Genomic DNA, 25,903 nt, shown 5'->3' on the forward strand with positions numbered 1-25,903 from the left:
TCGGACCCTGGCGCTAACCCGCACCACACATGGACCCCTCAAGAGCGAATATTCAATCAGGATCCACGCCGACCGGACACACGTACTGAGAGTGCAAAATCCAGGTGCTGTCCTCAGTCCCATGAGGCAGGACGTGCCCTGTTGCAAAGGGATACTTCAGGAAAACATCATGGTCTAGCCAGTCCAAGAACGGCTTCGCCGGTCCTATCCATTGCCAACCCGATGGCAGCTTCCTTAACTCAGATGTCCCCATGCACCTGAATCTAGCACCGGCCAATCCGGTATCGGAGGACAACCAGAGGAGCTCTCAAGCGCTTTTGGAGTCAATCCTGCCCCCTCAAAAGGCTAACTATGCAAGGCGGGGATCCTGCGACTGCGCGCGAACGCCCGGTAGAGGATCGCTGAACCGGCGCCATAATCCTACTGAGGTATATAGGGATCAAGGTTCCAGAAGGGGTTAAGGCGACGCCGTCGTAAGAGCTCCCACGAGGGCGTAAATAAACAGGCCCAAAGAGATGATTGTTAGCACCATAATGACGGGGCGTCCTCGGAAGGGGGTTCCGTCGCCGCCCGGCCTATTGCGCCTGACGTAAAGCATAGAAAAGCCCAAAATGGCAAGTCCGAGCAGGGATGGAATTAGTGGCCAATACATCTATTCCCGATCCTCTCTGCGCCGACCTTCACCATAATTCCGCCAAATCGGGAATTTCGGAAGTACTTTGATGTACGAGGAGAGTCGGGGCACCTGCCATCCCGGGGCCGGGATGGCAGATCTAGTGACGGACGGGAATGCGTGCCGTCCCATGTGCATCCTGACTGCCAGAGAGACGTACCCGATAGCCGGTCGATCAGCGTGCTCAAAGCGGCAGCCAGCAGGTCCCGCGCCGCTGCTGCTAAGCAGCAGGTACGTATAACCCGCACGGTGATATGTACGCTGGCGGGGGGATTACTGCAACTATGTTCCTATGACGGGAATGAAGATCGGGTACGCGCGCGTCTCGACGACAGGTCAGGACCTGACGGCCCAACGAAATGCCCTCCTCGCCTTGGGTGTCGATGAGAAGCAGATCTATGTGGACCAGGGCCTGACAGGAACGAATAGAGTTCGTCCAGGGCTGCGCGAAGCTATGGCAGCGTGCCGTGCCGGTGACACTCTCGTGGTGACCAAACTTGACCGTTTGGCACGTTCCCTTTCCGATGCCAGGGATATAGCGGACGAGCTGACGGCCAAAGGGGTGGTGCTCAGTCTCGGTGGCAGCACGTACGATCCGACTGACCCCGTGGGCCGGCTGCTGTTTAACGTGCTGGGTATGGTGGCCGAGTTTGAGTCGGACCTGATTAGGATGCGCACGCGTGAGGGAATGGCGGTCGCCAGGGCGAAGGGGCGGTTGAAAGGAAAGCAGCCTAAGTTGTCCAAGACGCAGCGGAAGCATCTGTTTACGCTGCACGACGCCGGGGAGCACACGCAGGCGGAACTCGCGGAGCTGTTCGGAGTATCCAGGACCACGGTGTACCGCGAACTCCAACGACGGTCCATATAAGTGCGGGCTGTGCAGAGGACGTTGGGCATTTGTGCAGACGACTTCGGAAAATGACATGGAGACCTTCGCATCCCGCACGGCACACAGCAGGCGCGGGAACTGATGACAAAGCCAAAAGAATCCAGGCAGGCGCTACTCCGCCGCGCCCCACAGTGCCTTGCGGAGCAGCCGCTTCAACTCCTGCGACTCCTCCCCGGACAGCACTGCCAGCTGGTTCAGCTCGGCCGCGTCCATGGCGGAGCGGGCCTTGCCGTGCATCCGGCGGCCCTCGGCGGTGGACACGATAATCTTGGCGCGCCGGTCCTGCTTTCCCTGCGCGCGCTCCACCAGTCCGCGGCGCTCCAGGTCGTCCACCAGGGTGACCACCTGGCTCGGGTCCAGGCTGAGGAAATCCGCCAGCTCCCGCTGCGTCGGCTCCAGCCCGCTGCACGCCAACGTCAAGACAGAGAAGGAACGCTCCCGCAGTCCGAAGTCCGCCAGCGCCTTGTTGTTCAGCACTGACCCCGCTGCGTGCAGCTTGGCGAGCAGCAGGCCCACATCGCTGCCAATCCTGGCTGCCGCAAGGCGGGGGGTCTGAACTTCGGTGCCCAAGGTGGCCATCACAACTCCGGTGTAAAAAACAATCGTTGACTTTTTCAATGATCCGTAATTTCATTGAATCCAACAAGGATCTCACACCGCAGTGGGACCACCCCAACGGCTTCGGCCGGCGCATGCGAAGGAGCAGGCCATGAGCTTGAACGGCAAGGTTGCAATCGTCTCCGGCAGCGGGCAGGGCCTCGGCCTCGCCTACGCAAGGGAACTGGCCCGCCAGGGCGCCGCCGTCGTCATCAACGACGTGAACGCCGAGACTGCCGCCCAGGCTGTGGCGCAGATCGAGGCCGACGGCGGCCGGGCCGCCGCGGTGGTGGTTCCGGTAGGGACGACGGACGCCGCCAAGGCGCTGGTGGCCGGAGCCGTCGACACGTTCGGCCGGCTGGACATCCTGGTCACCAACGCCGGAATCCTGCGGGACAAGTCCCTGCTGAAGATGACGGACGAGGACTTCGACCTGGTCATCAACGTCCACCTCAAGGGCACCTTCACCTGCGTCCGGGAGGCCTTCGCGTACTTCAAGGAAAACACCGTGCAGGGCCGCATCATCACCATCGGGTCGCCCACCGGGCAGCGCGGCAACTTCGGCCAGACCAACTACGCCGCTGCCAAGGCCGGGATCGTGGGCATGGTCCGCACCTGGGCGCTGGAAATGAAGAAGGCAGGCGTCACGGTTAACAGCGTCATTCCCGTGGCCGCCACCGCCATGACCAAGACCGTGCCCTACTTCCAGAAGGCAGTGGAGGCCGACGAGCGGGGCGAGGCCATGCCGTCCTTCTTCCGCCACGACCTGGGCTTTGGAACGGCCGACGACGTCGCCGGGCTGGTTGCCTTCCTCGCCTCCGACGAGGCCGCCACCATCACCGGCCAGGCCATCGGCGCCGGCGGTGACCGGCTGCAGGTCTGGACCCACCCGGAAGCGGCCACCACCGAGTACCGCGACGGCGGCTGGAGCTATGAGGCGCTGCAGGAAAACGCCGGCCAGCTGTTCACCCCGGAAACGCTGCAGAGCTACGGCGAGGAATTCCTGCCCCTGCCGGAGGACCTGAAGCCCGCGCAGCCTGCCGAGGCCCGCTGACCATGGCCGACCGCTACGAACTGGGCGTCGACCCGGCAAAGCTCGATGCCATCGACATGCACGTCCACCTCGAGGTGGACAGCTGCGGGCACGGCTCCCTGCCGGAAGCGCTCACCGAGGCCTCGGCCAAATATTTCAAGGCCGAGGACCGCAGCCCCTCCCTGGACCGCATCGCCGAGGTGTACCGCGAACTGAACATGGCCGCCGTCGTCTTCACCGTGGACGCCCGCACCCAGCTCAAGCACGAACCCAACAGCATCCCCGAACTCATCGCGGGCGCGGCCCGGAACAATGACGTCCTGATCCCGTTCGGCAGTGTGGACCCGCGCACCGGCGAGGACGCAATCGCCGGCGCCAAGCACCAAGCGATCGAACTCGGCGCCCGCGGCTTCAAGTTCCACCCGTCCCTGCAGGGCTTCGACCCCTCCAGCGAGCGCTTCTACCCGCTGTGGGAAACCCTCCAGGAACTGGGGTTGCCCGCCATCTTCCACACCGGCCAAAACGGCATGGGCGCTGGCCTGCCGGGCGGCTTTGGCATCAAGCTCGCCTACTCCAACCCGCTCCTCCTGGACGCCGTGGCCGCCGACTTCCCTGGCCTGCAGATCATCATGGCCCACCCGTCCGTGCCGTGGCAGGACGAGGCCAACTCGATCGCCACGCACAAGGCCAACGTGTTCATCGACCTCTCCGGCTGGTCACCCAAGTACTTCCCCGAGTCCCTGGTCAAGGCCGCCAACTCCTACCTGCAGGACAAGGTGCTGTTCGGCACCGACTTCCCGCTGATCACCCCGCAGAAGTGGCTCGGAGCCTTCGCGGACCTCCCGCTGAAGGATGAGGTCCGGCCCAAGATCCTCAAAGATAACGCGGTCCGCCTCCTCGGGCTGGGGAACTGACATGGGAACCACGACGGCGGAAGCCGGCCTGGGTGCCCGGCTCTACGAAGCGGCGGACTGGTACGACGCCGAATCCCTGCTGACCGACGGCGAGCGCCGGGTGCTCGCCCGGCTGCGGTCCTTCCTGGACGCGGAGGCCAAGCCCCTCCTGGCCGAGTACTGGGAACGCGGAGAGTTTCCGGAACAGCTCGTCCGGCCGCTGATTGACCTGGGCCTGATGGAACCGGCCGAACTTACAGCTGACGGTCCGGCCCGCGGCATCTACCAGGGCTTCCGGATCTTCGAACTTGCCCGCACCGATGCGTCCCTGGCCACCTGGTACACCGCCCAGGCCGGCCTGTTCCGCACCGCCATCCGCGTGGGTGCCTCGGCGGAGCAGCAGCGCGAGTGGATGCCCAAAGTCGTCGACTTCTCGCTCAAAGGCGTCTTCTCCCTGACCGAACCCGAATCGGGTTCGGACATCGCCGGCGGCTTGTCCACCACGGCCCGCCGCGAAAGCGACGGCAGCTGGGTGCTTGACGGCGCCAAGCGCTGGATCGGCGGTGCCTCCACCGCGGATGTCCTGGCCGTTTTCGCCCGGGACACCGCGGACGGGCAAGTCAAGGCCTTCCTGGCGGACCGCACCGCGGATGGCGTCACCCTGGAGAAAATCCAGGGCAAGACCGCGTTGCGGATGATGCAGAACGCCCACATCACGCTGGAAGGTGTCCGCGTCCCCGAGGCCATGCGCCTGCACAACGTGAACTCCTTCCGGGACGTGGCCGCAATGCTCCGGGCCATGCGCTCGGACGTCGCCTGGATTGCCACCGGCATCGCCGCCGGCGCCTTCGAGGCTGCCCTCGGCTACGTCAACGAACGCCGCCAGTTCGGACGGACCCTGGGTTCCTTCCAGCTGGTCCAGGAGAAACTGGCCCGCATGCTCGGCAACGTCACGGCCAGCTTGTCCCTCGTCGTCAGGCTCACGGAACAGCAGGCCAAAGGCATCTACCGGGACCAGGACTCGGCGCTGGCCAAGATGCAGACGTCCCTGTTCATGCGCGACACCGTAGCCCTGGCCCGCGAAGTGGTGGGCGGCAACGGCATCACCCTCGCGGCCGACGTCGCGCGTTTCCATGCCGACGCCGAGGCCGTCTACTCCTACGAAGGCACCCACGAGATCAACGCCCTCATCATCGGCCGCGCCCTCACCGGCGAAAGCGCCTTCACCCGCTAAACCCAGCACCACGACACGCAACCCCACCCAACAAGACCCGGAGGCAACGATGCCCAATCTCGTCGTCGATTTCGACACCCTGCTCACCCTGTCCGGTAAGGACCTCGGCACCACCGACTACCGTGAAATCACCCAGGACCAGATCAACCTGTTCGCCGACGCCACCGACGACCAGCAGTGGATCCACACCGATCCCGAACGCGCCAAGGACGGCCCCTTCGGCGCCCCCATCGCCCACGGCTTCCTCACCCTGTCACTGATCATCCCGTTCTGGGGCGAGCTGTTCGACGTCGAAGGCGTCACCACCAAGGTGAACTACGGCCTGGACAAGGTCCGCTTCACCTCTCCCGTGAAAGTGGGCTCCAAGGTCCGCATGCAGGCCACCATCGCCGACGTCACCGAGGTCAAGGGCGGCGCCCAGATCAAGGTCAACGCCACCATCGAGATCGAAGGCCAGGAACGCCCCGCCGTCGTCGCCGAATTCCTGGCCCGCTTCTACAAGTAGCCCGCTTCAACCAGTAACAGCAGTTCCAAACCCCAGGCGGTCCGCTCCGGCGCCGCCGCCTCAGGCAACCCCAAAAATCCCCACATTCCTCCGTCATTAGGAACAGCCATGTCCGGACACACCACGCTCGCACCCGCGGGCACGGCCGCCAAGCGCAAGGAAGCGCGCACGGTCATCCTGTCCAGCTATCTGGGCAGCACCATCGAGTTCTACGACTTCCTGCTGTACGCCACCGCCGCAGCAGTAGCTTTCCCCAAGGTCTTCTTTGCCGGTACGGACGAATGGGTGGGCGTCGTCGCCGCCTACGCCACCTTCGCCGCGGGGTACGTGGCCAGGCCACTGGGCGGGGTGATCTTCGGCCACTTCGGCGACAAAGTGGGCCGCAAGGGGATGCTGATCATCTCCATGGCCATGATGGGCATCGCCTCCACCCTGATCGGCGTGATCCCGGGCGCCAGCGTGATCGGGCCGTGGGGCGCCGTCCTCCTGGTCCTGCTGCGCGTCTGCCAGGGCATCGCCGTCGGCGGCGAATGGGGCGGCGCCGCACTTATGGCGCTGGAGCACGCCGACCCCAAACGGCGCGGCTTCGCAGCCTCCTTCGTCAACGCCGGCGCCCCCACCGGCGCCGTGCTGGGCACCGTGGTGATGGGCATCTTCTCGGCCCTGCCGCAGGACGCCTTCCTGGCCTGGGGCTGGCGCGTGCCGTTCCTGCTGTCCTTCGTGCTCCTGATTGTGGGCATGTTCGTCCGCCTGCGGGTTTCCGAAAGCCCCATCTTCGCCGAGGCCGTGGCCAAGGAAGAAGCACAGGGCGCCAAGCGCAAGATCCCGCTGCTGGACGTCCTCCGCCGGCCCAAGGCGCTGATCATGATCATGTTCGCCGGGGCTGCCGGGTTCGGCCTGCAGGTGGTGCTGCCCACCTTCTCCGTCACCTACGCCGTCTCCAAGGGCGCACCGCAGCAGGGCGTGCTCTACGCCTTCGCCGGAGCCTCGGCCATCTCCATCGTCTTCGTCCTCTTGGGCGGCCGCCTTTCGGACCGTTTCGGCCGCAGGCCGGTGATGATCACCGGGCTGGCCCTGTTCATCGCCTACCTGTTCCCCATGTTCGGCATGCTCGGCTCCGGCAACGTGGGCCTGGTCTTCGTGGCCTTCACCGTGGCGCTCATCCTGCACTCATCCCTCTACGGACCCCTGGCGGCGTTCGTCTCCGAACAGTTCGGCACCACCTCCCGCTACACCGGCGCCGCCGTGGGCTACCAGCTGGCCACCCTCATCGGCGCAGGCTTCACCCCGGGCATCATCGCCGGCCTCTACAAGGACTCCGGCCAGAACATCCTGCCGGTGGTGGTGTTCCTGTCCGTCATGGCGCTGGTCTCGATTGTCTTCATCGCCCTGACGCGGGAATCTAAGAACAACGACCTCACCACGGTCCGTTAGGAGAACCATGGACAACAACGGAGTTGGCTCCTGGCTGGAGCGCCGCCGGCACAAATCAGGCGCCAAGACGGCCCTGCTCTCAGCCGCGGGCACCCTGAGCTACGAAGAGCTCGCCGCGCGCACGGACCGCCTGGCCAATGCACTCCGGGACAGGGGAGTGACAAAAGGGGACCGGGTTGCGTACCTGGGGGAGAACCACCCGTCCTTCGTGGAGACGTTCTTCGCCTGCGGCCTCCTCGGCGCCATCTTCGTCCCGCTCAACACCCGGCTCGCCCCGCCTGAGCTCCAGTTCCAGCTGCAGGATTCCGGAGCCCGGCTCCTGGTCAACGCCGCCGCCCTGGAACCGTCCGCCTCCGCCGCGGTGGAGGCGACAGGGGTCACCCACCGCCTGGTGATGGCGGCCGACGGCGGGACGGAACCTTCCGGCGCTCAGCCACCGGCCGGCGTCGAGCGTTCCGTCACGGCGGAACGCTACGAAGAAGCGCTGCAGGCGGCGGCGCCGGACCACCCCGACGTGCCGGTGGGGCACGACGACGGGGCAATGATCCTCTACACCTCCGGGACCACTGGAAAGCCCAAGGGAGCCCTGCTGACGCACGGGAACATCACCTGGAACTGCATCAACACCATTGTGGACATGGACATCAACCGCAACGATGTGGCGCTGATGATCTCGCCGCTGTTTCACGTGGCGTCGCTGGACATGGGCCTGCTGCCGATGCTGCTGAAGGGCGCCGCCGTGGTGCTGGAAGCCAAGTTTGATCCCGCCAGGGTCCTGGACCTGATCGAGCACCACAAGGTGACTACCCTCAACGGGGTGCCCACCACGTTCCAGCTGCTCTGCGAGCACCCGGGCTGGGAGGCGGCGGACCTGCGCTCCCTGGACAAGCTCACGTGCGGCGGCTCCGCCATTCCCCGCCGGGTCCTGGACGCGTACGAGGACCGCGGCATCGGGTTCACCAGCTGCTACGGCATGACCGAAACAGCACCGGGCGCCACCATGCTCCCCGTGGCCCGCTCCAGGGACAAGGCCGGTTCGGCAGGCCTGCCGCACTTCTTCACCGACGTCCGGATCGCCGATCCCATGGGCGGCGCCGTGGTTCCCGGGGAGGTGGGAGAGATCCAGATCTCCGGGCCCAACGTGATCAAGGAGTACTGGAACCGGCCCGAGGCGACTGCCGGAAGCTACGCCGATTCGGTCTGGTTCCGCTCCGGCGACATGGGCTACCGGGACGGGGAAGGCTTCCTGTTTGTCTCCGACCGGCTCAAGGACATGATCATTTCCGGCGGGGAGAACATCTACCCGGCCGAGGTGGAAGCGGTCATCGCCGAGCACAGCGCCGTGGGCAGCGTGGCCGTTATCGGCGTCCCGGATGAGAAGTGGGGCGAGGTTCCCCAAGCGATCGTGACCCTCCGCGAAGGCGGATCGCTGACCAGCGAGGAGCTGCGCGGCTTCCTTGACGGCAGGCTCGCCCGCTACAAGATCCCCAAGTCCCTGGTGGTGGTGGCCGAGATGCCCCGCACAGCCAGCGGGAAGATCCGCAAGATGGAGCTCGGCAAACAGCTCTGAGCGCTTCGCCCCGGAAGATGGAGGTTCCCGCGGGTGTGGGGCTCCGCCGTTGTTACCGTTCCCGGTCATCAATTGGCGGAGCCATACCACCCGGTGACACCATGATTGGATGCTTGAGGCAACTAAACCCCAGAATTCCCCGGACGGGGCACCCCTCAACCCTGCGCTGGAAGCGGAAAGCAGGATCGCCCGCATCGCGGTGACGGTGTTCCCCCTCCTGGTGGTCGTCGCAGGCATCGCCGGCTTCCTGCTCCCCGGCGTCTTCAAACCCATGGGACCGAGCGTGCCCTACCTCCTGGGCATCATCATGTTCTGCATGGGCCTGACGCTGACCCCGCCGGACTTCGCTGCCGTGGCCAAACGGCCGTGGGCCGTGGCGCTGGGCATCGTTGCCCACTACGTGATCATGCCCGGCGCCGGCTGGCTGATCGCCAGCGCCCTCAACCTCAGCCCGGAACTGGCCGTTGGCGTGATCCTGGTGGGCTGCGCACCCTCCGGCACGGCCTCGAACGTGATGGCGTTCCTGGCCAAGGGCGATGTTGCCTTGTCCGTGGCGGTGGCCTCCGTCTCGACCCTGATCGCCCCGATCGTCACCCCTCTGCTGGTCCTGTTCCTGGCCGGTTCGTACCTGCAGATCGACGCCGCCGGCATGGTCCTGGACATCGTCAAGACCGTGCTGCTGCCGGTGGTCGCCGGACTCGTGGCCCGGCTCTTCCTCAAAAAGCTCGTGGCAAGGGTGCTGCCGGCACTGCCGTGGGCATCCGCCGTCGTGATCTCCCTGATCGTGGCCATCGTGGTGGCCGGGAGCGCCAGCAAGATCATCGACGCCGGCGCCATCGTGTTCCTCGCTGTGGTGCTGCACAACGGCTTCGGCCTGGGCCTGGGCTACCTGGCCGGCAAGCTGGGGCGCCTGGATGACAAGGCGCGCCGCGCGCTCGCCTTCGAGGTGGGCATGCAGAACTCCGGCCTCGCATCGACCCTGGCCATCGCCCACTTCACGCCGCTGGCAGCCCTGCCCTCCGCCGTTTTCTCCCTGTGGCACAACATCTCCGGCGCCATCGTGGCTGCCTGGCTGGCGCGCCGTCCGCTGGCGGACAAAGTTCCAGTGCAAAAAACGCCCTGACCTGTTGGGCCCGTTGTTCCATCCCGCCCGCCGCAGGACCTGACACCACGCCAGGTTCAACCCCCGCGCCACCGAGTTGCCGCCCGGGCGCCCTTCATTCACGAAGCAGTTTCATTCAGTGAAACCGCCGGCGCATGCGGACCGGCCCATGCCCCACAGTGGAGTCCAAGAAGCCGGGACCATCTGGTCCCGGGCCCGGCACGCCGGGTATGGATCAACAGGACAGAAACGGCGCGGCACACATGGAGTCAACGACGACGGAACTGCGGACCCTCCGGGGGATCGAGTTCGCCCGCCCACTGAACGCGGACCCGCTGCTGCTTGACCTCTACCTTCCGGAGGGGGCACCCGCCGCGGCCCGGGACGGACGCGGGACCGGCCGCCCCGCCGTGGTCCACTTCCACGGCGGCGGCTGGCGGACGGGGGAGCGGTCTTCCCTGGGTCCGGTCGTTGACCGCCTGGGGCTGAGCCCCATCGAACAGCTCGCCGCCGCAGGGTTCGTGGTGGCCTCCGCGGACTACCGCCTCACGGACGCCGCCACCTTCCCTGCCCAGTTGCTGGACGCCAAGGCAGCGGTCCGCTGGCTCCGCAACAACGCTGCCGGGTACGGGGTGGACCCGGACCGGATCTACGCCTGGGGTGACTCGGCCGGCGGCCACCTGGCCTGCCTCCTGGGCCTCACGGCCGGAGCAGCGGAGTTCCGTGAACCCGGCGGCACTGCGGACATCGATGACAGCGTTGCGGGTGTCGCAGCCTGGTACCCGCCCACGGACCTGCTCCGGATGGGCGAACAGGCGCCACCGGATGCCGTAGCCCGGGCGGATGATCCCGGCTCCCGGGAAGCACTGCTCATCGGCGCGCAGCCGGCCGCCGCCCCCGGCAAGGCACGGGCCGCCAGCCCCGCCACTTACGTGCACCCGGACGCGCCACCGTTCCTGCTGATCCATGGCACCGCTGACCGCTTCGTCCCCGTGGCCCAGTCCACCAGCCTGGCCGATGCGCTGGAAGTCGCGGGCAACGCCGTCGAACTCCTCCTGCTGGAGGACACGGACCACATGTGGGCCAGTCCGGACGGCAACAGCGGCGCCGCGGAGCAGGCGATTGCCGCCACCATCGGTTTCTTCCGCCGCCAGTCGGAACAGCACTGACCTCCCACCCCTTGCCCGGCGCCCACGCGCGCTCCGGGAACCGGACCTGAAAGGCCCCCATGCAGTTCATCGGCATCACCCACCACGGCGAACCCTGGGCAGCCGCCCTCGCCGGTTCCCGCGTCCTCCCGCTCGTACCCGTCGCCGGGTTCTGGGCCGACGCCGAGGACTGGCAGGACAAGGCCGCGGGCCTGGCAGCCAATGCGGCGGACCAGAACACCTCCGACGCCGGCGCCTGGCTGAAGCGTCGCAGCGTCACCGAGGTGCCGCTCGTCCCGGCCTCCGCCCGGGTCATCTGCGTAGGGCTGAACTACAAGGCGCACGTCGCCGAAGGCAGCTTCAAGGACGAGGAACTGCCGCCGTACCCCACCCTTTTTGCCCGGTGGACGGCGTCCCTGTCGGTCGGCAACGTTCCGGTCCCCGTCCCCGCGGGCGAGGACGGGCTGGACTGGGAAGGCGAAGTGGCCGCGTACATCGGACGCCGGGTCGAATCCGCGGACGAAACGGCCGCGGCGGACGCCGTATTTGGCTACTCCACCTTCAACGACATCACCTCACGCAAGGCCCAGAAGCTCACCTCGCAGTGGACCCTGGGCAAGAACGGCGATTTCAGCGGCCCCCTGGGCCCTGTGGTCAGCCGCGACGAGGTAGGCGACCTCCGCGACGGCCTGCAGGTCCGCACCCGCGTCAACGGCATCGAAGCCCAGAACGGCAACACACGGGACATGATCTTCTCCGTCCCCGCCATCATTGCCCTCATCAGCCAGACGTTCACGCTGCACCCGGGCGACGTCATCGCCACCGGCACCCCCGACGGCGTGGGGTACGCCCGCACCCCGCAATGGCTCCTCCAACCCGGCGACACCGTGGAAGTGGAGATCGAGAAGCTCGGCACCCTGACCACGCCGGTAGGGGACCTCACCTTGCGGAGCCGTGCCTGATGACCGTCCTGCAAAACCCCCTCCCCGCCGCTATCCCGGCGGAAGTGCAGGTCCTGATCGCCGGCGGCGGCCCCAGCGGGCTGTTCCTGGCATTGGACCTGGCCTCCCGCGGCGTCGCCAGCACCGTCATCGAACCCCGCACCGCCGTCGACCACACCCGGCCCCGCGCCAAAACCACCAACGCCCGCACCATGACGCACCTGCGCCGCCTGGGCCTCGCGGACCTGCTCCGCGACGCGGCGCCGCTGCCGGTGGAGTACGCCCAGGATGTCATCTTCTGCACCGGACTCACCGGCCCCTCCGCCCACGAACTGCGCCGGTTCCGTAATGCCTTCCAATTGGTCCCGGGCAGGTATGGTCCGCAGCCCGAGTGCGGCCAGCAGGTGCCGCAGCCGGTCCTCGAAGAAGTCCTCCGCAGCGCCGCTGCGGACAACCCCCTGGTCACCCTGGTGACCGGGTGGACCGTGACCGATGCCGGCCCTGCCGGCCCTGCCGGCGGCGACGCCACCGGGCCGCACGCCGTCGTCGTCACCGGTGCGTCAGGCACCCGGCGCACCATCGCGGCGGAGTACCTTGTCGGAGCCGACGGCGGGTCCTCCACCGTGCGCCGCAGCCTGGGGCTGCGGCTGGAGGGCGGCTCCGCGGCCCTGTCCAACGTCAGCATCCTGTTCCGGTCGCAGTCCCTGGCATCCGCCATCGCACTGGATCCGGCCGTCCAGTACTGGGTGGTGGGAGCGGAAACCTCCGGCATGGTGGGTCCCATGGACCTGGCCGGCACCTGGTGGGCGATCATCCAGGGCGTGGATCCAGCTGTAAACACCAGCCCGGAAGACGCCGCGGCCATGGTCCGCTCCCTCGTGGGCGCGGAGGTGGACATTGACGTGGTGGCCACCGATCCGTGGACCGCCCGGATGCTGCTGGCTCCCGAGTACAGCCGGGGCAAGTTGTTCATGGTGGGGGACGCCGCGCACCTCAACCCGCCCTGGGGCGGCCACGGCTTCAACACCTGCATCGGCGACGCCGCCAACCTGGCCTGGAAGCTCGCCGCCGCCATCACCGGATGGGCTGGCCCGGCACTCCTGCCCAGTTACGGGGAAGAACGCCGCCCGGTGGCAGCCCGCACCATCCGCGACGCCGCCGAAAACGGCAAGGCCCTGGCCTACCACTTCGCGGACCCCCACCTCGCGGCACCGGGGGCACTCGGCGACGCGGCACGGCAGGCCGCCAACGCGGCGCTGGCCGTGAAACAGAGTGAGTTCGACTCCCTGGGCCTGGTGCTGGGCTACTCGTATACGCAGTCATCGTTGGTGGTGCCGGACGCACTGCCCGCCCCCGCCGAGGACCCCATCCACTACGTTGCCTCAGCCGCCCCCGGCGCCCTCCTGCCGCATACCTGGCTGGCGGACGGCACCTCCCTGTACGCCCATTTGGGAACCGGCTTCACCCTGCTGGCCGACGCCGCCGCGCTCCACGGGGTGCCCGCAGCGGAAGCCTTCCAGCCGGTGCTGGCAGCCGCTGAACGGACGGGCGTCCCGGTGACCATCGCCGTCGTCGGACCTTCCGACGCCGGAACGCAGCTGTCCCGGCTATGGGGCGCCGGCATCCTGCTGGTCCGCCCGGACCAGCACGTGTCCTGGCGGGGCGATTCCGCCGCGGCCGCCGGCGCAGCCTTGTCCGTGGCGTCCGGCTGGGCGCCCACCTCCCTCGAAACCACCAGGAGCATCCGTGCAGACGCCGTCCTTCCGTGACTACCTGTTCGCCCCTGACCACCCGCGCGTCGCCGGGATCCGCGGACTGGATGCCCGCGAGTACGCAGAAGCGGCCAAGAGCGATTCGTTCGCCGGGCCCATGATCGAAGGGTGGCAGCAGCTCTACCCGCAGCCTTTCACCGGGATTACCAGCGACGGCGTCCGGCGGGAGGGCCTCTACCCGCTGGTGCCTGCCCGGCCCGGGGAGGAGGCACCCACCGCGGACATGATGGCTGCGGGGCGGAAGCTGCTTGGCGCTGTCACCGCGGACCAGGCGCTGAAGCTTTGCTACCCCGTGGACGCGCCCGAATGGCAGAGCTGGGCCAACCCGGAGTTCATGCAGCACGACACCGGCCTCCGGCTCGATGAACTGGAACCCGCGGTGCGCGATGCCGTGCTGGGGGTGGTGGAGGCTTCGCTGAGCCCGGCCGGGTTTGAGCTGGTGCGGAACCTCATGCGCATCAACGGGTTCCTAGGCGACCTGGTAGAGCTGCCCCTGCTGATGAACGAGTTCAGCTACAACTTCGCCCTCTATGGTGAGCCCTCGGAAACCGAACCGTGGGGGTGGCAGCTCTTTGGCCACCACGCGGCGCTGAACTGCCTGGTGGCCGGGACGCAGCTGGTCATCTCGCCCGTGTTCATGGGTGCCGAGCCGGACATGATCGACGCTGGCCCGCACCGGCGCGTCAAAGTATTCAAGGAGCGCATCGCCCTGGCCCGGGACCTGATGGGCGCCCTGCCTGCGGAGCTTCGGTCCGGCGCCGTTGTGTATGGGGCAATGGTGGACCCCGCTATGCCGGAGGGCCGCCTCCACCCCGGAGATGAACGGCACCTGGGCGGCTGCTTCCAGGACAACCGGGTGATCCCGTACGAGGGCATCCTGGTGTCCGGGATGCCCGCCGATGCCCGGGAACTGCTCGATGCCGTGGTGGACGATTTTATTGCCTACCTGCCGGACGGTCCCCGCGCCGCGCGCCGCCGGGAAATCCAGGAGCACTACGGCGAGACGTACTTCAGCTGGATCGGCGGCTGGGAGGGGGAAGAAGCCTTCTACTTCCGGCTGCAGAGCCCCGTGGTGGTGCTGGAACTCGACCACCATACCGGGGTGTTCCTGAGCAACGAGGAGCCCGCCCCGTTCCACATGCATACCGTGGTCCGCACGCCCAACGGCAACGACTACGGCCGCGAACTGGTGAAGCAAGCCACACCCTGACCCTCACCCCCCGTCCCTCCACCCACCGTCGATTGCTGAGTAGATGTCGTTTTGGGGCGCCATAACGACGTTTACTCAGCAATCGATGGGGTTCGGTACACACAGAAGGCCCGGATTTCCTTTCGGAAGTCCGGGCCTTTTCCGCTGTGGACTACAGGATGTCCAGGGCGGCGCGGCGCTGCGGCGGGGGTCCCACCACCGTCAGGTCCATCTCGGCCTGGGCGCGTCCGAACCCTTCCATGTCCATGTACGGTTCGCCGCCCTCGGTGTACATGTAGTCCTCCGTGGGTTTGTTGAAATACTCAAAGAAACCATTGAAAACGGATGGCGTCAGGAAGCCCACCATCTGGGTGTTGTGGGCATCGAACGCGAACGAGTGCACGGTCCCGGCGGGGGCGTGCACGAAGTCGCCCTTGGTCAGGAGCATTTCGCGGCCGTTGGCATAAAGCCACATCCGGCCCTCGGTGCAGAGGAAGTTCTCCGTGTGCTGGGAGTGGAAGTGCAGGGGGATGTAGGGGGATTTGGCGCCCTTGGTGTGCACGGCGAAATAGTTGGAGCCGGTGTTCGCGGGCCGGGACAGGTAGGTGAACATCGTCTGGTAGCTGACCAGCCGCTCACCCTCGCCGGCGCTGAGGAAATAGGGGCTCTGCGTGGGCGGCAGGCCGGCGTCGTGCTTGAACGACGGCGCCACGCGCTCAACGTCGGGGAAGGTGATGCCGAACTCGGCGCCCACCTCGGCCTGCTCCTGCAGGCCGGCCTTGTGCCCGGGCCGGACCGGCGGGACGTGCGAATCGATGGGAGTGCCCACCCGCTCGTAGTAGGCCTCGCCGCCGCCGGGGGTCATCCAGTTCAGGAAACGCGTGTAGTGGGCGGCCATGGTGTAGGCGTGCGGGGTGTTCGGCGGGATGACCACCGAGTCGCCCGGGGCGAGGATGCGGCTCTCGCCCGGCAGCCAGACGTGCAGGATCCCGTCGAACACGTAGAGCGTCTTGTGCTCGATGCTGTGGCTGACGAACGGAGATCCGGCTCCCATGCCGCCGGAAATGTAGGCTGCGCTGAAGATCCCGCCCGTATCGGCGGCGCGGGCGATGACCGTCACCAACTGGCCGTTGATTTCATAGCGTGCACCTTCACCGGACGCCATGTAGTACGGGACCGCCTCGCCGGGCAGCGCGTTGGCCACCGGGAGCTGTTTGTTCATTTCCTCAACGCTGAGGGACATGGTTTCCTTCTTTCCAGTCGGCCGGCCCTTGCCGGAGCGTGACCTACATCATGGCTGTCCCACGCCCCGTCCACGAGCCCGGATTCCAATGGTTGGAATCCGAACCTGACCGGCCGGATGTCCCTGCTATCCCTCACATTCCTTGCAGTACTTCTTGCCGTCCTTTTCCCGGGCCAGCTGGCTGCGGTGGTGGACCAGGAAGCAGGACATGCAGGTGAACTCGTCTGCCTGCACCGGAATCACCTGGATGAGGAGTTCCTCGTTGGAAAGATCGGCGCCGGGCAGCTCAAAGCTGTCCGCGAGGTCCGTCTCGTCCATGTCGGGACTGGCCTCCCGGCGGCCGGACTTATCGGACTTCAGCTCCTCCAAAGCGACGTTCGGCTCTTCCTCGGGAGTAACCCGCGGAGCGTCGTAGTCAACTGACATGTGGTTTTTTCTCCTGTCGAGCTGCAGTTGTCCAGATTGTTCTGAACAGATCGACAACGCAGGGGCCCGTCAACAAATTCCCGGCAGGAATTTCGACGACGGCAGGCCGCCGCACACACGGGGCCACTCCGCAGGTCATCCGACGCCATCGGGACGCTTCCCCTCAGCCCCGGGCCACACACCAACAGTGAAGACCCCTTAGTTGCCGGCTGTGCTGGTGCCGTTACTAAGGGGTCTTCACGTGTTCACAACAGAATCAATGTCCTGGCCCGTACAGCCCGTACCCGATCAGCAGGGGCGATCCTGCCACCCGTGCTTTTTGGCTAACCAGCGAGGCCGCGGGTAGCCGGGCTGGCGGACATGGCCGCGCCCGTGAGGACGGACGTTTCCCGCTCGCTCTGCTGCACTTCGTCGAGTTCCTTGAGGGTGTACTTTTTGGTCTCCTTGGCGGTGAGGGCCGAGATTCCTGCCAGGACCATGAACCCGAGCGCGACCATGGACGGTCCGACCCAATCTTTCAGGTCGGGGCCGGCGAGTGCTGTCGAGAGAACGGGGCCGATGACGCCTGAGATGGCGAAGCCGACCTGGGTGCCGAGGGCGAGTCCGGAGACGCGCAGCCGGCCGGGGAACATCTCAGCGAAGAATGACGGCCAGGACGCGTTCACCATTGAGTAAAAGAGGGAGTAGTTGATGATGCCAAACAGGAAGATCAGCGACCAGTTGCCGGTGGTGATGGACCACAGGTAGGGCACCATCGTGATGCCTGCGCCGCCCGTTGCGATGAGGAACATCGTTTTGCGGCCGATCTTGTCCACAAGGAATCCTGCCAGGGGCGTGACGCCGAGGGCGATCACGGCCGAGACCGTGGTGGTGAGGAGCATGGTGGGCTTGTCCAGCTTGTACCCGGCGGTGCCGAATGCTACGGAGAAGGTCTGCATCATGTAGCTCGTGCCGGCGATGAGGGCACAGAAGACGATCCGCAGCACTGCACGCCAGTGGAAGCGCAGAAGATGCCGGAGGGGGGCAACGGTCGCTTTGGTGGCCTGGGTCTTGACGAACTCGGGCGGCTCCTGGACGTGGCGGCGGATCAGGTATGCGGCGACGACCACGATAGCGGAGGCCCAGAACGGCAGACGCCAACCCCAGCTCAGCAACTGCTCCGAGGGCATAGCGGCGATCGGGATGAAGACCAGCAGGGTGAGCAGCGTGCCCGAGGAGGAGCCCAACGTGGTGAAGCTCGCGAGGAAACCGCGCCGGCCTTCGGAAGCGTGCTCCAGGCTCATGGTGATGGCACTGGGCTGCTCGCCGGAAAGGCACAGCCCTTGGATGACGCGGATCAGCACGAGCAGGATCGGAGCAAGAGGACCGATTTGGGCGTACGTGGGCAGGCAGCCGATCAGGAAGGTACAGCCGCCGATGCCGAACAGCGTGATCATCATGACGAACTTCCGCCCGCGGCGGTCACCCAGCGGCCCCAGGATGAGGGAGCCGAGGGGGCGTACCGCGTAGCCGACCGCGAAGGTGATCATGGCGAGCAGCACGCTGAGGCCCTGGGGCAGATCGGGTGAAAAGAAGAGCACGTTCAGAACCAGCGCCGACGAGGTGCCGTACACCGCGAAGTCGTAGTACTCCAACGTTGTGCCGATCCAGGCCGCGATTGCGGCCCTGACCGGGGTCTTCCTGGGAAGTGTGGTTTCTGTCATTTCGTCTCCGTGGGTGATGGGTGAACACCGGTTGCCGCTGCACCTGGGCTCTCGGAAAGAGATCTCGAGTGAAATGTCCGGTTGTCCTGCGGTGAGCTCTCTCGCAAGTTGTCTTTACGGCCTTGCGGACCGGCCCCTGAGATCAAGTTAACGTTTGCGGTGTGGGTCACACAAAGTCCTCTTTTATGTACCTACATAGCGATTTGTTATGGCAGCCGAAGAGCGGCAGGCCTGGATGCGTGGCCGGTGGGCGGCCGGCGGCGGATCGGCCGGGACGAGCCATGCGGCTAGGCCACACGCAAGCCGACGCCCCTGGTGATCTTGCGGATTTCGTCGGACTTCAGGCCGCTTGCTCCGGCAAGTTGGTAGTCGTCAAGGAGCCGGGCCTTCCTGGCCAGGGCCAGTACCTGCGTTCGTTCTTCTTCCGCCGCACTCCGTGCGCCTTCGGCTGCCGCCAGCTCTGCGGCCAACCCTGCAATGAGGCGAAGATGACCGCTCCGGCTTTGGCCGGAGGGGTACAGCCCCGCGCGTGCCACCCCGGCAGACCGGATACTGGCGGCAGGTTGGCCGGCGGCCTGTGCCAGGGCAGCAACTTTCACCCCATCGCACAGGGCCTGGGCAACGCAGTCGCCCAGTTCGGCGGTGAGGGCGCGCACCCTGCTGGAACGAAATGCGATGGTGGTCCGCAGCCGGGCCAGCATGGCCAGGGCTTGTTGGGTGCGGACCGTGGCGGGGTCCGGCTTCGGGACGCCCCGGTACCGGTACGCTCCTGCGCCGGCCCCGTCCGTCCCGGTGCCGGCCGGACGCGGAGGTGTCCAGTCCCGACTCTCTTTACCGTGCACCCCTGCTCCTCGTCTCCGTTGGTTTTCCCCCGCCGGTCCTGTGGGCCCGTTATCCACCCTGCAGGCTACGCCGCCGGCCCGGCGGTCAGGCAATACCGAATCTGCGTGGAGCAATACGCCAAAGCTTTGGCTGCCCCGTCATAAGGGCTGCTTATCTGTCCACGCACTTTAGGTCTTATCCAAGAGGGTGGGTCCTTCCCTAGGCTCGAATGAACCACCCTCATCCGTACCGGAAGCCTGGAAGAGACCATGCCTGAATTCGTGCCCGCATCACGCGTAACCCGTATTAAATCCTCACCCAGCGTTGCCGCGGCGGCCCGTGTTCGGGAGCTCAAGGCCGAGGGTCGCAGGATCCTGGACCTGACGGTGGGCGAGCCGGATTTCGACACGCCTCAGCACATCAAGGATGCTGCGATCGCAGCGATCGGCCGCGGTGAAACCAAGTACACATCAGTCACCGGAACGCCGGCACTGCAAAAGGCCATCCTGGAGACGCTCCGGCGCAAAACCGGCCAGCAGTACTCTCAGGCCGAAATCACGATCGGCGGCGGCGGCAAGCAGGTCATCTTCACCGCGTTCATGGCCACACTGGACCAAGGTGACGAGGTTGTCATCCCCGCACCGTACTGGGTCTCCTACCCGGACATGGTGCTCGCCAACGAAGGAACCCCCGTCATTGTCTCCTGCGGCGAGGAGACGGGGTTCAAACTGACTCCGGAAGCCCTGGCAGGGGCGCTGACGGAGCGCACCAAGTGGGTCATCCTCAACACGCCCTCCAATCCCACAGGAGCTGTCTACTCCCGCGGGGAACTGGCCGCCTTGGCTGCCGTCATCAAGGACCACCCTGCCGTCTACGTCCTCACCGATGAGATCTACGACGAGATCCACTTCGGCGACGAGCCCATCACCAGCCTGGTAGCCGTTGCCCCTGAGCTCAAGGACCGTGTGCTGGTTACCAATGGCGTTTCCAAGGCCTATGCCATGACCGGATGGCGGCTGGGTTATGCCGGCGGACCGGCGCCCCTGGTGGCCGCCATCAACAAGCTGCAGTCCCAGATGTCCTCCTGCCCGTCCTCCATCAGCCAGGCCGCCGCCGCCGAGGCACTCGGCGGGGACCAGGCATTCGTCCGCGAAAGCGTGGACGTCTACCGCGAACGGCGCGATGCGGCAGTCTCCGCGCTGAACGCCGTCGAGGGCCTGCAGTGCACGACGCCGGACGGCGCCTTTTACGCGTACGTCAACTGCGCCGGGGTCATCGGCAGGTCGACGCCCGATGGCAGGCAGATCGCCAACGACGAGGACTTCACGCTGTACCTGCTGGAAGCGGCGTCTGTCGCCGTCATCCAGGGTTCGGCGTACGGACTGAGCCCCTACTTCCGGATTTCCTACGCCACCGGGCTGCCGGTGATCGAGGAATCCATCGCTGCCATCGAAAAGGCCGTCAACGCACTGGCCTGACAAGCACCCCATCCCGGTTCCCACGCTTTCCAACAACAGGAGCACCCCCATGATCCACGTCAAAACGAAATTCGACCGGCCTTCCGAAGATGCCGTCCAGCGGCTTTCCAAGTTCTCTTCCGCCACAGTGCATGAAGCACAGGGCCGCAAAGGTGCCCTGAGTTCGAAGATCAAGCCGATCGACCGCAGCATGTCCTTCTGCGGCCCCGCCGTCACCGTGGTTTGTGCGCCGCGGGACAACCTGATGCTGCAGGTGGCCATCCATTACGCGCAGAAGGGCGACGTTGTCCTGGTGGCAGCCGGTGAGTACGAGGAAGCCGGAACGTTCGGCGACGTGCTGGGCAACGCCATGAAGGCGAAAGGCCTGGCCGGCATGGTCACGGATTCCGGTGTCCGCGACACCAAGGACCTGATTGAACTTGGGTTGCCGGTCTTCTCCGGCAGTGTCTGCATCAAGGGGACCGTCAAGGAAACCATTGGCCCCATCAACCATCCCCTGGTGTTCGGGGACGAAATTGTCTACCCGGGCGATGTCCTGCTCGGGGATGCCGACGGTGTGGTGGTGGTCCGCAAGGATGAGATCGAGGACGTCATTAAGCTGTCGAAGGCACGCGTGGACGCTGAGGACGACCTCATCCGCCGCTACAAGGAAGGCGGCACCACCATCGAGTTGTGCAAGCTGACCGATGTGCTGAAGGCCAAGGGCCTGCTGGTAGAGGACGCCGAACTGGAGCCCGCCCTTTAGCTCCACACCCTTCGATTGCTCCGTACTTGTCGTTTTGAGCCCTCATAACGACAAGTACGGAGCAATCGATGGGGTTAAACCACGAGGCCCGGGTTCCTTTCGGAACTCCGGGCCTTCTCGTCGCCGTATCTCGGCCGCCGTCGGGCTGTGCGGTGGTTCACCACCTCAGTTCATCCCGGGAAGAAGGTACGCCGGCGGCCCCACCTGGGAGTCGTCCAGGTACCACATGGTGGACCCCCGTTTGCCCGGCGGCATCATGCTGCCCTCGAAAACAAAAACGGGATCCGAGGCAGCGCCCTCTTCGGCCCGCCAAAATCCGTTGGTGGGGCAATGCGAACCGGTGCTGGCCTTCAGCTGGATCCTTCGTTCCGAGGATTTCCGGTATTGCAGGCTGGTGATCTTTTTCATGGCTGGGCTCCAAGAGAATTTATTGCCACGGTATCGCCTTCGGCGAAACCTTTATGGCTTTTATCCTAGGACCCTTCCAATTCTGTGGATAAGACTAATGGAGCGTGACCTGATAAGGGTAGCTTATGATGCATCCGCCGCCGCGGAGGGTCCGCTGGATAGCGGCTGGTATTTGCTGCGCAGCATTTCCTGGAGCATTTCTTTCAGTACCAGCAGGACGGCGGAACCGGCCTCGGAGAGCGGTTCGTGGTCCGGGGTGCACAGCGCGATCTTGCACTGGAGGGCAGGCCCGGTGATCCGCAGCACCCGGAAGTCCTCTTCATGGAAGAGGGCATCAGCTGCCGACTTGGGCAGGATGGTCGCGCCCAGGTCACTGCGCAGCAGCCTGGTCAGCGATGGCACCGATTCCACTTCCCCCACCAGGTGCAGCGTGAGGCCCTTGCTGTCGAAACCGGCCTCCACTACTTGGCGCAGGGTGTGGATCCGTTCTGGCAGGAACAGGCCCAGGGTGGCCGCCGCTTCCAGGGTGATGGTGCCGGCCCCGGGATCCACCGGAAGCTCCCGCGCGGCGTTGACCACCAGGTACAGGTCCTCCACGATCAGCGTGGTGAACTGCACGCCCCGGATGGGCCCGGGCTCGTAGATCAGGGCCATGTCCAGCCGCCCGTTCTTGATGGCCTCGCTGAGCACGCCGCCGTAAATCTCGGTCAGGTGCAGCACGATGTCGGGGTAGCGCCGCCCCACTTCGCGGATAATCCGCGGAGTGAGGCTTGAGGCCATACTGTAGGGAGCGATTGCGATGGAAACGCGGCCCGACGGCGCCGCTCCTGAAGCAGCCACATCGATCCTGGCCTGCTCCACTTGGCGCAGGATGGTCTGCGCGTGCCGGTACAGGGTGTGGCCGGCCGCTGTGGGCTCCACGCCCTGCTTGCTCCGGATCAGGAGCCGCTGCTTCAGCTCCGTTTCCAGGGCCGACACCTGCTGGCTCAGCGCCGGCTGGGCCACGTGGAGGGCGGCGGCCGCCTTGGTAATGCTTCCTGAGTCAACGATCTTCACGAAGTACGCCAGCTTCCGGGTGTCCATAGCGCTCCTCTTTTTCCGGCCGGGACGGCACAGCATGCGGGGTCATACGTTGGCGCTATGGCGGGACAGGCATTACGTCTTTGTGTGATCCGAGTCCCGGGCATAGGTTAATTGCAGATGACCTTCCAATTATCAGAACATTCTATCCCCGCCCCAGCCATCGCCGATTTTTATGGCGGCATATGTTTTGTGCATAAGCCGGGAAGCAGTTTATTGGAAGCGCCATTCTTATCGTCACCAAAATAGGGTTGCGTACATTCTTTGGACCGGAGCAATAGCGCCGGCGAAGGTCATAACTGTTCCCTATAGCGTGATACCGCATTCGTCTTTGTGTGGCTCATATCCCGATGCCACACTGATTTACACCCGCAGTACCAGCAGAGGAAGGCCCGCAATGCCCACAGTCGATCTCGTTGCGGATCTTGGTGAAGGCTTTGGTGCCTACTCGATCGGTGACGACAAAGCCCTGCTGGACATCGTGTCCAGCGCCAACATCGCCTGCGGCTTCCACGCGGGGGACCCTGACATCATGGACGCCACCGTGGCTGAATGTGTCAGGACGGGAGTCGGCATCGGCGCCCATCCGAGCTTCCCGGATCTCCGCGGCTTCGGCCGCCGGGCCATGGACCTCACAGCTGACGAAGTCCGCACCGACGTCATCTACCAGCTGGGAGCCCTGTCAGCGTTTGCCGCCTACCACGGCGGTTCCGTCTCCCACTTGGCACCGCACGGCCGCCTGGGCAACCTGGTGGCTACCCGGGCGGACTATGCCGGAGCCGTAGCGGATGCCGCGGCCCGGGTGGACCCGAAGCTGATCATCCTGGCCCAGGACGGGGAACTCGCAACCGCGGCGGCGGAGCGCGGCCTGCGGGTGGCCATCGTTGGCATCGCGGACCGCGCCTACCAGGATGACGGCACACTCGTGCCGCGCAGCCAGCCCGGCGCCGTGATCCACGACCCCTCCGTCATCGTCCAGCGAACTGTACGGATGGTCACCGAAGGCCTCATCGAGACTGCTTCGGGCAGGGACATCGCCATCCAGGCCGACACGGTGCTGCTCCACGGCGACAACCCGGGCGCCGTCGAACTTGCCCGCCTGATCCGCAGCGAACTGATCGCCGCAGGCGTCACCATCGCCCCGCTGGCACAGGTCCTCGCCGCAAAGCAAAAGGTTTCCTGACCATGGCCGCCACAACGACGACGACCAGCCAGACAACGCTGGACATTTACGAGTCAGGTGATGCTGCCCTGCGCGTGGTGGCACGGTCCGGTGACGCAGAAACCAATTGGGCCACGGTCCACTCCCTGGCCGGCTGGCTGGCGGCCACAGGCGTCGAAGGCATCCATGGCGCCGTTCCCACCTACGATTCCGTCCTGGTGGAATTCGATCCCTACCTCACCTCTGCCCGGCAGGTCAGGGCGTTCGTCCTCCTCGGAATGCGCCAGCTGGACTTTGTGGGCACCACCCTGCGCGAGCCGCGCCGCTTCGAAGTCCCCGTCGTGTACGGCGGGGACTACGGGCCAGACCTGGACCGCGTGGCGGAACACCAAGGCCTGGATGTTGAGGACGTCATCGCGCGGCACACCGCCAAGACCTACGTCATCCGCTGCCTCGGAGCGCCGGCTGGATCCCCCATGATGGACGGACCGGACTTCCCGGTCCCCGTCCCCAGGCTCAAGGACCCGCGGCTGTCCGTTCCCGCCGGTGCCGTATCCGTGGCCGGACGCCAAGCCGTGATCGCGCCCGCAGTGGCACCGGGTGGCTGGTGCGTCATCGGCCAGACCCCCCTGACGGTCCTGGACGCAGCACGCGAACCCCTGGTGCCCTATGTCCCCGGCGATGAACTCCGCTTCTACCGCATTCCCGCCGAGGACTTCGGAAACTTCGCGGGGCAGTTCCTGGAGGCACGGCCATGACCGGTTCCCTGATCATCCTGCAGCCCGGACACTCCGTAGTCACGGACCTGGGCCGGACGAAGGGCCCCGCCTACGGCCTCCCCGTCAACGGCGCCCTGGACCAGTTTTCGGCCAAGGCCGCCAACATCCTCGCCGGCAACGCAGATAACGACCCCCTGCTGGAACTCACCGCGCTGGACTTCCGGATGCGGGCCACCACCGACCTGCTGATCGCCGTCACCGGTGCGCCCCTGGACCTCACTGTGGGCGGCCGCGAAAGCCCACAATGGGAGCCGGTGTCTGTCCGGGCCGGCGAAGTCGTGGCCGTTCGCGGAATCCGAACCGGGCTCCGCGCCTACATCGCCGTTCACGGGTCCTTCACGGTCCCCAGCCTGCTGGGCAGCTGCGCCCCCGACACAGTGGTGGGTTTCGGATTGAAGCTCGTGGAGGGCTTCCGCCTGGAAACACGGACGACCACGGCGCCCATCACCCAGCCACACTTCGGCCTGCCGCTGTTCCGGCTGGGAATCACCAAACCAGCCTTCACCACCAACCCGGTCATTGATGTCACCGACGGGCCGGACGTGGCGGAATTCGGGGACACGGCGGGCCTGTTGTTCACCACGCAGTACGCCGTGAGCCCGCGCAGCAACCACATCGGACTGAGGCTTGGTGGTGCCCTTCCCGAGCGCCAGCTCACCTCCGAAGTGCTCTCCCGCGGCGTTCCGGTCGGGGCCATCGAGGTCCCGTCCCGGGACGAACTGCTGGTGCTGCACCGCGGACGCGGCGTGACGGCCGGCTACCCGGTCCTGGCAGTGGTCACCAGCCGCTCCCTGGACCTCCTGGCGCAAGCCAGGCCGGGACACACCGTCACCTTCAGGAGGACAACCGTGGCGGAAGCAACAGCCACGCACCGCACGGCCTGCCTCGAACTGGAGAGACTGCGGCAGACCATCAACACAGTCTTCGGTCTCCTCGGGATCGGTGCCGGCCAGCGCTGGTACGAACTCAGCCCAGCGTCAGGGGCCTGAACATCATGAATGTATTTCCCACCGCCCAGGACCGCGCCCACAAACCGCTGCTCGATCCCTAACCACTGCCCACCCGGAGCTACTACGT

At 65.9% G+C, this 25,903-nt stretch carries 24 protein-coding genes; 17 read left to right on the forward strand and 7 right to left on the reverse strand.

Features of this window, described 5'->3' with window-relative positions; translation table 11 throughout:
• The first annotated feature begins 965 nt into the window (after positions 1-965).
• Positions 966-1,541: a recombinase family protein gene (locus tag QRN53_RS00015; protein WP_285241984.1), complete on the forward strand. Its 576-nt coding sequence runs from the start codon at positions 966-968 to the stop codon at positions 1,539-1,541.
• Positions 1,542-1,673: 132 nt separating this feature from the next.
• On the opposite strand, the gene QRN53_RS00020 is transcribed toward QRN53_RS00015, so the two are convergent.
• A complete protein-coding gene (locus QRN53_RS00020) occupies positions 1,674-2,141 on the reverse strand; it encodes a MarR family winged helix-turn-helix transcriptional regulator (RefSeq protein WP_285242302.1) in 468 nt (155 codons plus the stop codon).
• 130 nt (positions 2,142-2,271) lie between these two features.
• On the opposite strand from QRN53_RS00020, the gene QRN53_RS00025 reads away from it, so the two are divergent.
• The 11 genes from QRN53_RS00025 (at position 2,272) to QRN53_RS00075 (ending at position 15,001) form a co-directional block, all read left to right on the forward strand.
• The gene (locus tag QRN53_RS00025; RefSeq protein WP_285241985.1) at positions 2,272-3,213 is read left to right on the forward strand and encodes an SDR family NAD(P)-dependent oxidoreductase; all 942 of its coding nucleotides are present in this window, start codon (positions 2,272-2,274) and stop codon (positions 3,211-3,213) included.
• A 2-nt stretch (positions 3,214-3,215) separates the two neighbouring features.
• Positions 3,216-4,106, forward strand: coding sequence for an amidohydrolase family protein (locus QRN53_RS00030; RefSeq protein ID WP_285241986.1), 891 nt, complete (start codon positions 3,216-3,218; stop codon positions 4,104-4,106).
• A gap of 1 nt (position 4,107) precedes the next feature.
• Entirely contained in the window at positions 4,108-5,319 is a 1,212-nt protein-coding gene (locus QRN53_RS00035; protein ID WP_285241987.1) for an acyl-CoA dehydrogenase family protein, read from the forward strand.
• A 49-nt stretch (positions 5,320-5,368) separates the two neighbouring features.
• Positions 5,369-5,824 (forward strand): MaoC family dehydratase, encoded by a 456-nt coding sequence (locus tag QRN53_RS00040; RefSeq protein WP_285241988.1) that lies wholly within the window; start codon positions 5,369-5,371, stop codon positions 5,822-5,824.
• 108 nt (positions 5,825-5,932) lie between these two features.
• Entirely contained in the window at positions 5,933-7,258 is a 1,326-nt protein-coding gene (locus tag QRN53_RS00045; protein WP_285241989.1) for an MFS transporter, read from the forward strand.
• A gap of 7 nt (positions 7,259-7,265) precedes the next feature.
• On the forward strand, positions 7,266-8,828 hold the full coding sequence (locus QRN53_RS00050; protein WP_285241990.1) for an acyl-CoA synthetase: 1,563 nt from the start codon (positions 7,266-7,268) through the stop codon (positions 8,826-8,828).
• A 109-nt stretch (positions 8,829-8,937) separates the two neighbouring features.
• The gene (locus QRN53_RS00055) at positions 8,938-9,951 is read left to right on the forward strand and encodes a bile acid:sodium symporter family protein (RefSeq protein WP_285241991.1); all 1,014 of its coding nucleotides are present in this window, start codon (positions 8,938-8,940) and stop codon (positions 9,949-9,951) included.
• Positions 9,952-10,193: 242 nt separating this feature from the next.
• Positions 10,194-11,099 carry an alpha/beta hydrolase gene (locus QRN53_RS00060; protein ID WP_285241992.1) on the forward strand — a complete coding sequence of 302 codons (906 nt, stop codon included), beginning with the start codon at positions 10,194-10,196 and terminating at the stop codon, positions 11,097-11,099.
• A gap of 59 nt (positions 11,100-11,158) precedes the next feature.
• A complete protein-coding gene (locus QRN53_RS00065) occupies positions 11,159-12,040 on the forward strand; it encodes a fumarylacetoacetate hydrolase family protein (protein WP_285241993.1) in 882 nt (293 codons plus the stop codon).
• Positions 12,040-13,788, forward strand: a complete 1,749-nt coding sequence (locus QRN53_RS00070) for an FAD-dependent monooxygenase (protein ID WP_285241994.1) — start codon at positions 12,040-12,042, stop codon at positions 13,786-13,788. Before QRN53_RS00065 ends, QRN53_RS00070 begins: the two co-directional genes overlap by 1 nt.
• Positions 13,766-15,001 (forward strand): DUF3500 domain-containing protein, encoded by a 1,236-nt coding sequence (locus QRN53_RS00075; RefSeq protein ID WP_285241995.1) that lies wholly within the window; start codon positions 13,766-13,768, stop codon positions 14,999-15,001. The genes QRN53_RS00070 and QRN53_RS00075 overlap by 23 nt, the downstream gene beginning before the upstream one ends.
• Before the next feature lie 151 nt (positions 15,002-15,152).
• Here QRN53_RS00075 and QRN53_RS00080 read toward each other — a convergent pair whose 3' ends face one another.
• From QRN53_RS00080 to QRN53_RS00095, 4 genes are all read right to left on the reverse strand, one after another.
• Positions 15,153-16,223 (reverse strand): quercetin 2,3-dioxygenase, encoded by a 1,071-nt coding sequence (locus QRN53_RS00080; protein WP_285241996.1) that lies wholly within the window; start codon positions 16,221-16,223, stop codon positions 15,153-15,155.
• 126 nt (positions 16,224-16,349) lie between these two features.
• Entirely contained in the window at positions 16,350-16,649 is a 300-nt protein-coding gene (locus QRN53_RS00085; RefSeq protein WP_285241997.1) for a DUF4193 domain-containing protein, read from the reverse strand.
• A 323-nt stretch (positions 16,650-16,972) separates the two neighbouring features.
• Positions 16,973-18,352, reverse strand: coding sequence for an MFS transporter (locus QRN53_RS00090; protein WP_285241998.1), 1,380 nt, complete (start codon positions 18,350-18,352; stop codon positions 16,973-16,975).
• Positions 18,353-18,639: 287 nt separating this feature from the next.
• Positions 18,640-19,194 (reverse strand): hypothetical protein, encoded by a 555-nt coding sequence (locus tag QRN53_RS00095; protein WP_285241999.1) that lies wholly within the window; start codon positions 19,192-19,194, stop codon positions 18,640-18,642.
• Positions 19,195-19,443: 249 nt separating this feature from the next.
• On the opposite strand from QRN53_RS00095, the gene QRN53_RS00100 reads away from it, so the two are divergent.
• Together QRN53_RS00100 and QRN53_RS00105 are read left to right on the forward strand one after the other, a co-directional pair.
• Positions 19,444-20,652 (forward strand): aspartate transaminase, encoded by a 1,209-nt coding sequence (locus QRN53_RS00100; RefSeq protein WP_285242000.1) that lies wholly within the window; start codon positions 19,444-19,446, stop codon positions 20,650-20,652.
• 49 nt (positions 20,653-20,701) lie between these two features.
• Positions 20,702-21,397: a 4-carboxy-4-hydroxy-2-oxoadipate aldolase/oxaloacetate decarboxylase gene (locus QRN53_RS00105; protein WP_285242001.1), complete on the forward strand. Its 696-nt coding sequence runs from the start codon at positions 20,702-20,704 to the stop codon at positions 21,395-21,397.
• Positions 21,398-21,562: 165 nt separating this feature from the next.
• Here QRN53_RS00105 and QRN53_RS00110 read toward each other — a convergent pair whose 3' ends face one another.
• Both QRN53_RS00110 and nac read right to left on the reverse strand, forming a co-directional pair.
• Positions 21,563-21,805 (reverse strand): hypothetical protein, encoded by a 243-nt coding sequence (locus QRN53_RS00110; protein ID WP_285242002.1) that lies wholly within the window; start codon positions 21,803-21,805, stop codon positions 21,563-21,565.
• A 123-nt stretch (positions 21,806-21,928) separates the two neighbouring features.
• Positions 21,929-22,888 carry a nitrogen assimilation transcriptional regulator NAC gene (nac, locus tag QRN53_RS00115; RefSeq protein WP_285242003.1) on the reverse strand — a complete coding sequence of 320 codons (960 nt, stop codon included), beginning with the start codon at positions 22,886-22,888 and terminating at the stop codon, positions 21,929-21,931.
• 394 nt (positions 22,889-23,282) lie between these two features.
• Between nac and QRN53_RS00120 the strand changes: the two genes are divergently transcribed.
• Genes QRN53_RS00120 through QRN53_RS00130 form a run of 3 tightly spaced genes read left to right on the forward strand, consistent with a single transcriptional unit; the run spans position 23,283 to position 25,815 of the window.
• Entirely contained in the window at positions 23,283-24,068 is a 786-nt protein-coding gene (locus QRN53_RS00120) for a LamB/YcsF family protein (protein ID WP_285242004.1), read from the forward strand.
• Positions 24,069-24,070: 2 nt separating this feature from the next.
• Entirely contained in the window at positions 24,071-24,805 is a 735-nt protein-coding gene (locus QRN53_RS00125) for a 5-oxoprolinase subunit B family protein (protein ID WP_285242005.1), read from the forward strand.
• Positions 24,802-25,815 carry a 5-oxoprolinase subunit C family protein gene (locus tag QRN53_RS00130; RefSeq protein ID WP_285242006.1) on the forward strand — a complete coding sequence of 338 codons (1,014 nt, stop codon included), beginning with the start codon at positions 24,802-24,804 and terminating at the stop codon, positions 25,813-25,815. Before QRN53_RS00125 ends, QRN53_RS00130 begins: the two co-directional genes overlap by 4 nt.
• Positions 25,816-25,903 lie beyond the last annotated feature (88 nt).

It is taken from the genome of Pseudarthrobacter sp. fls2-241-R2A-127 (assembly GCF_030209355.1).
Lineage (GTDB): Bacteria > Actinomycetota > Actinomycetes > Actinomycetales > Micrococcaceae > Arthrobacter.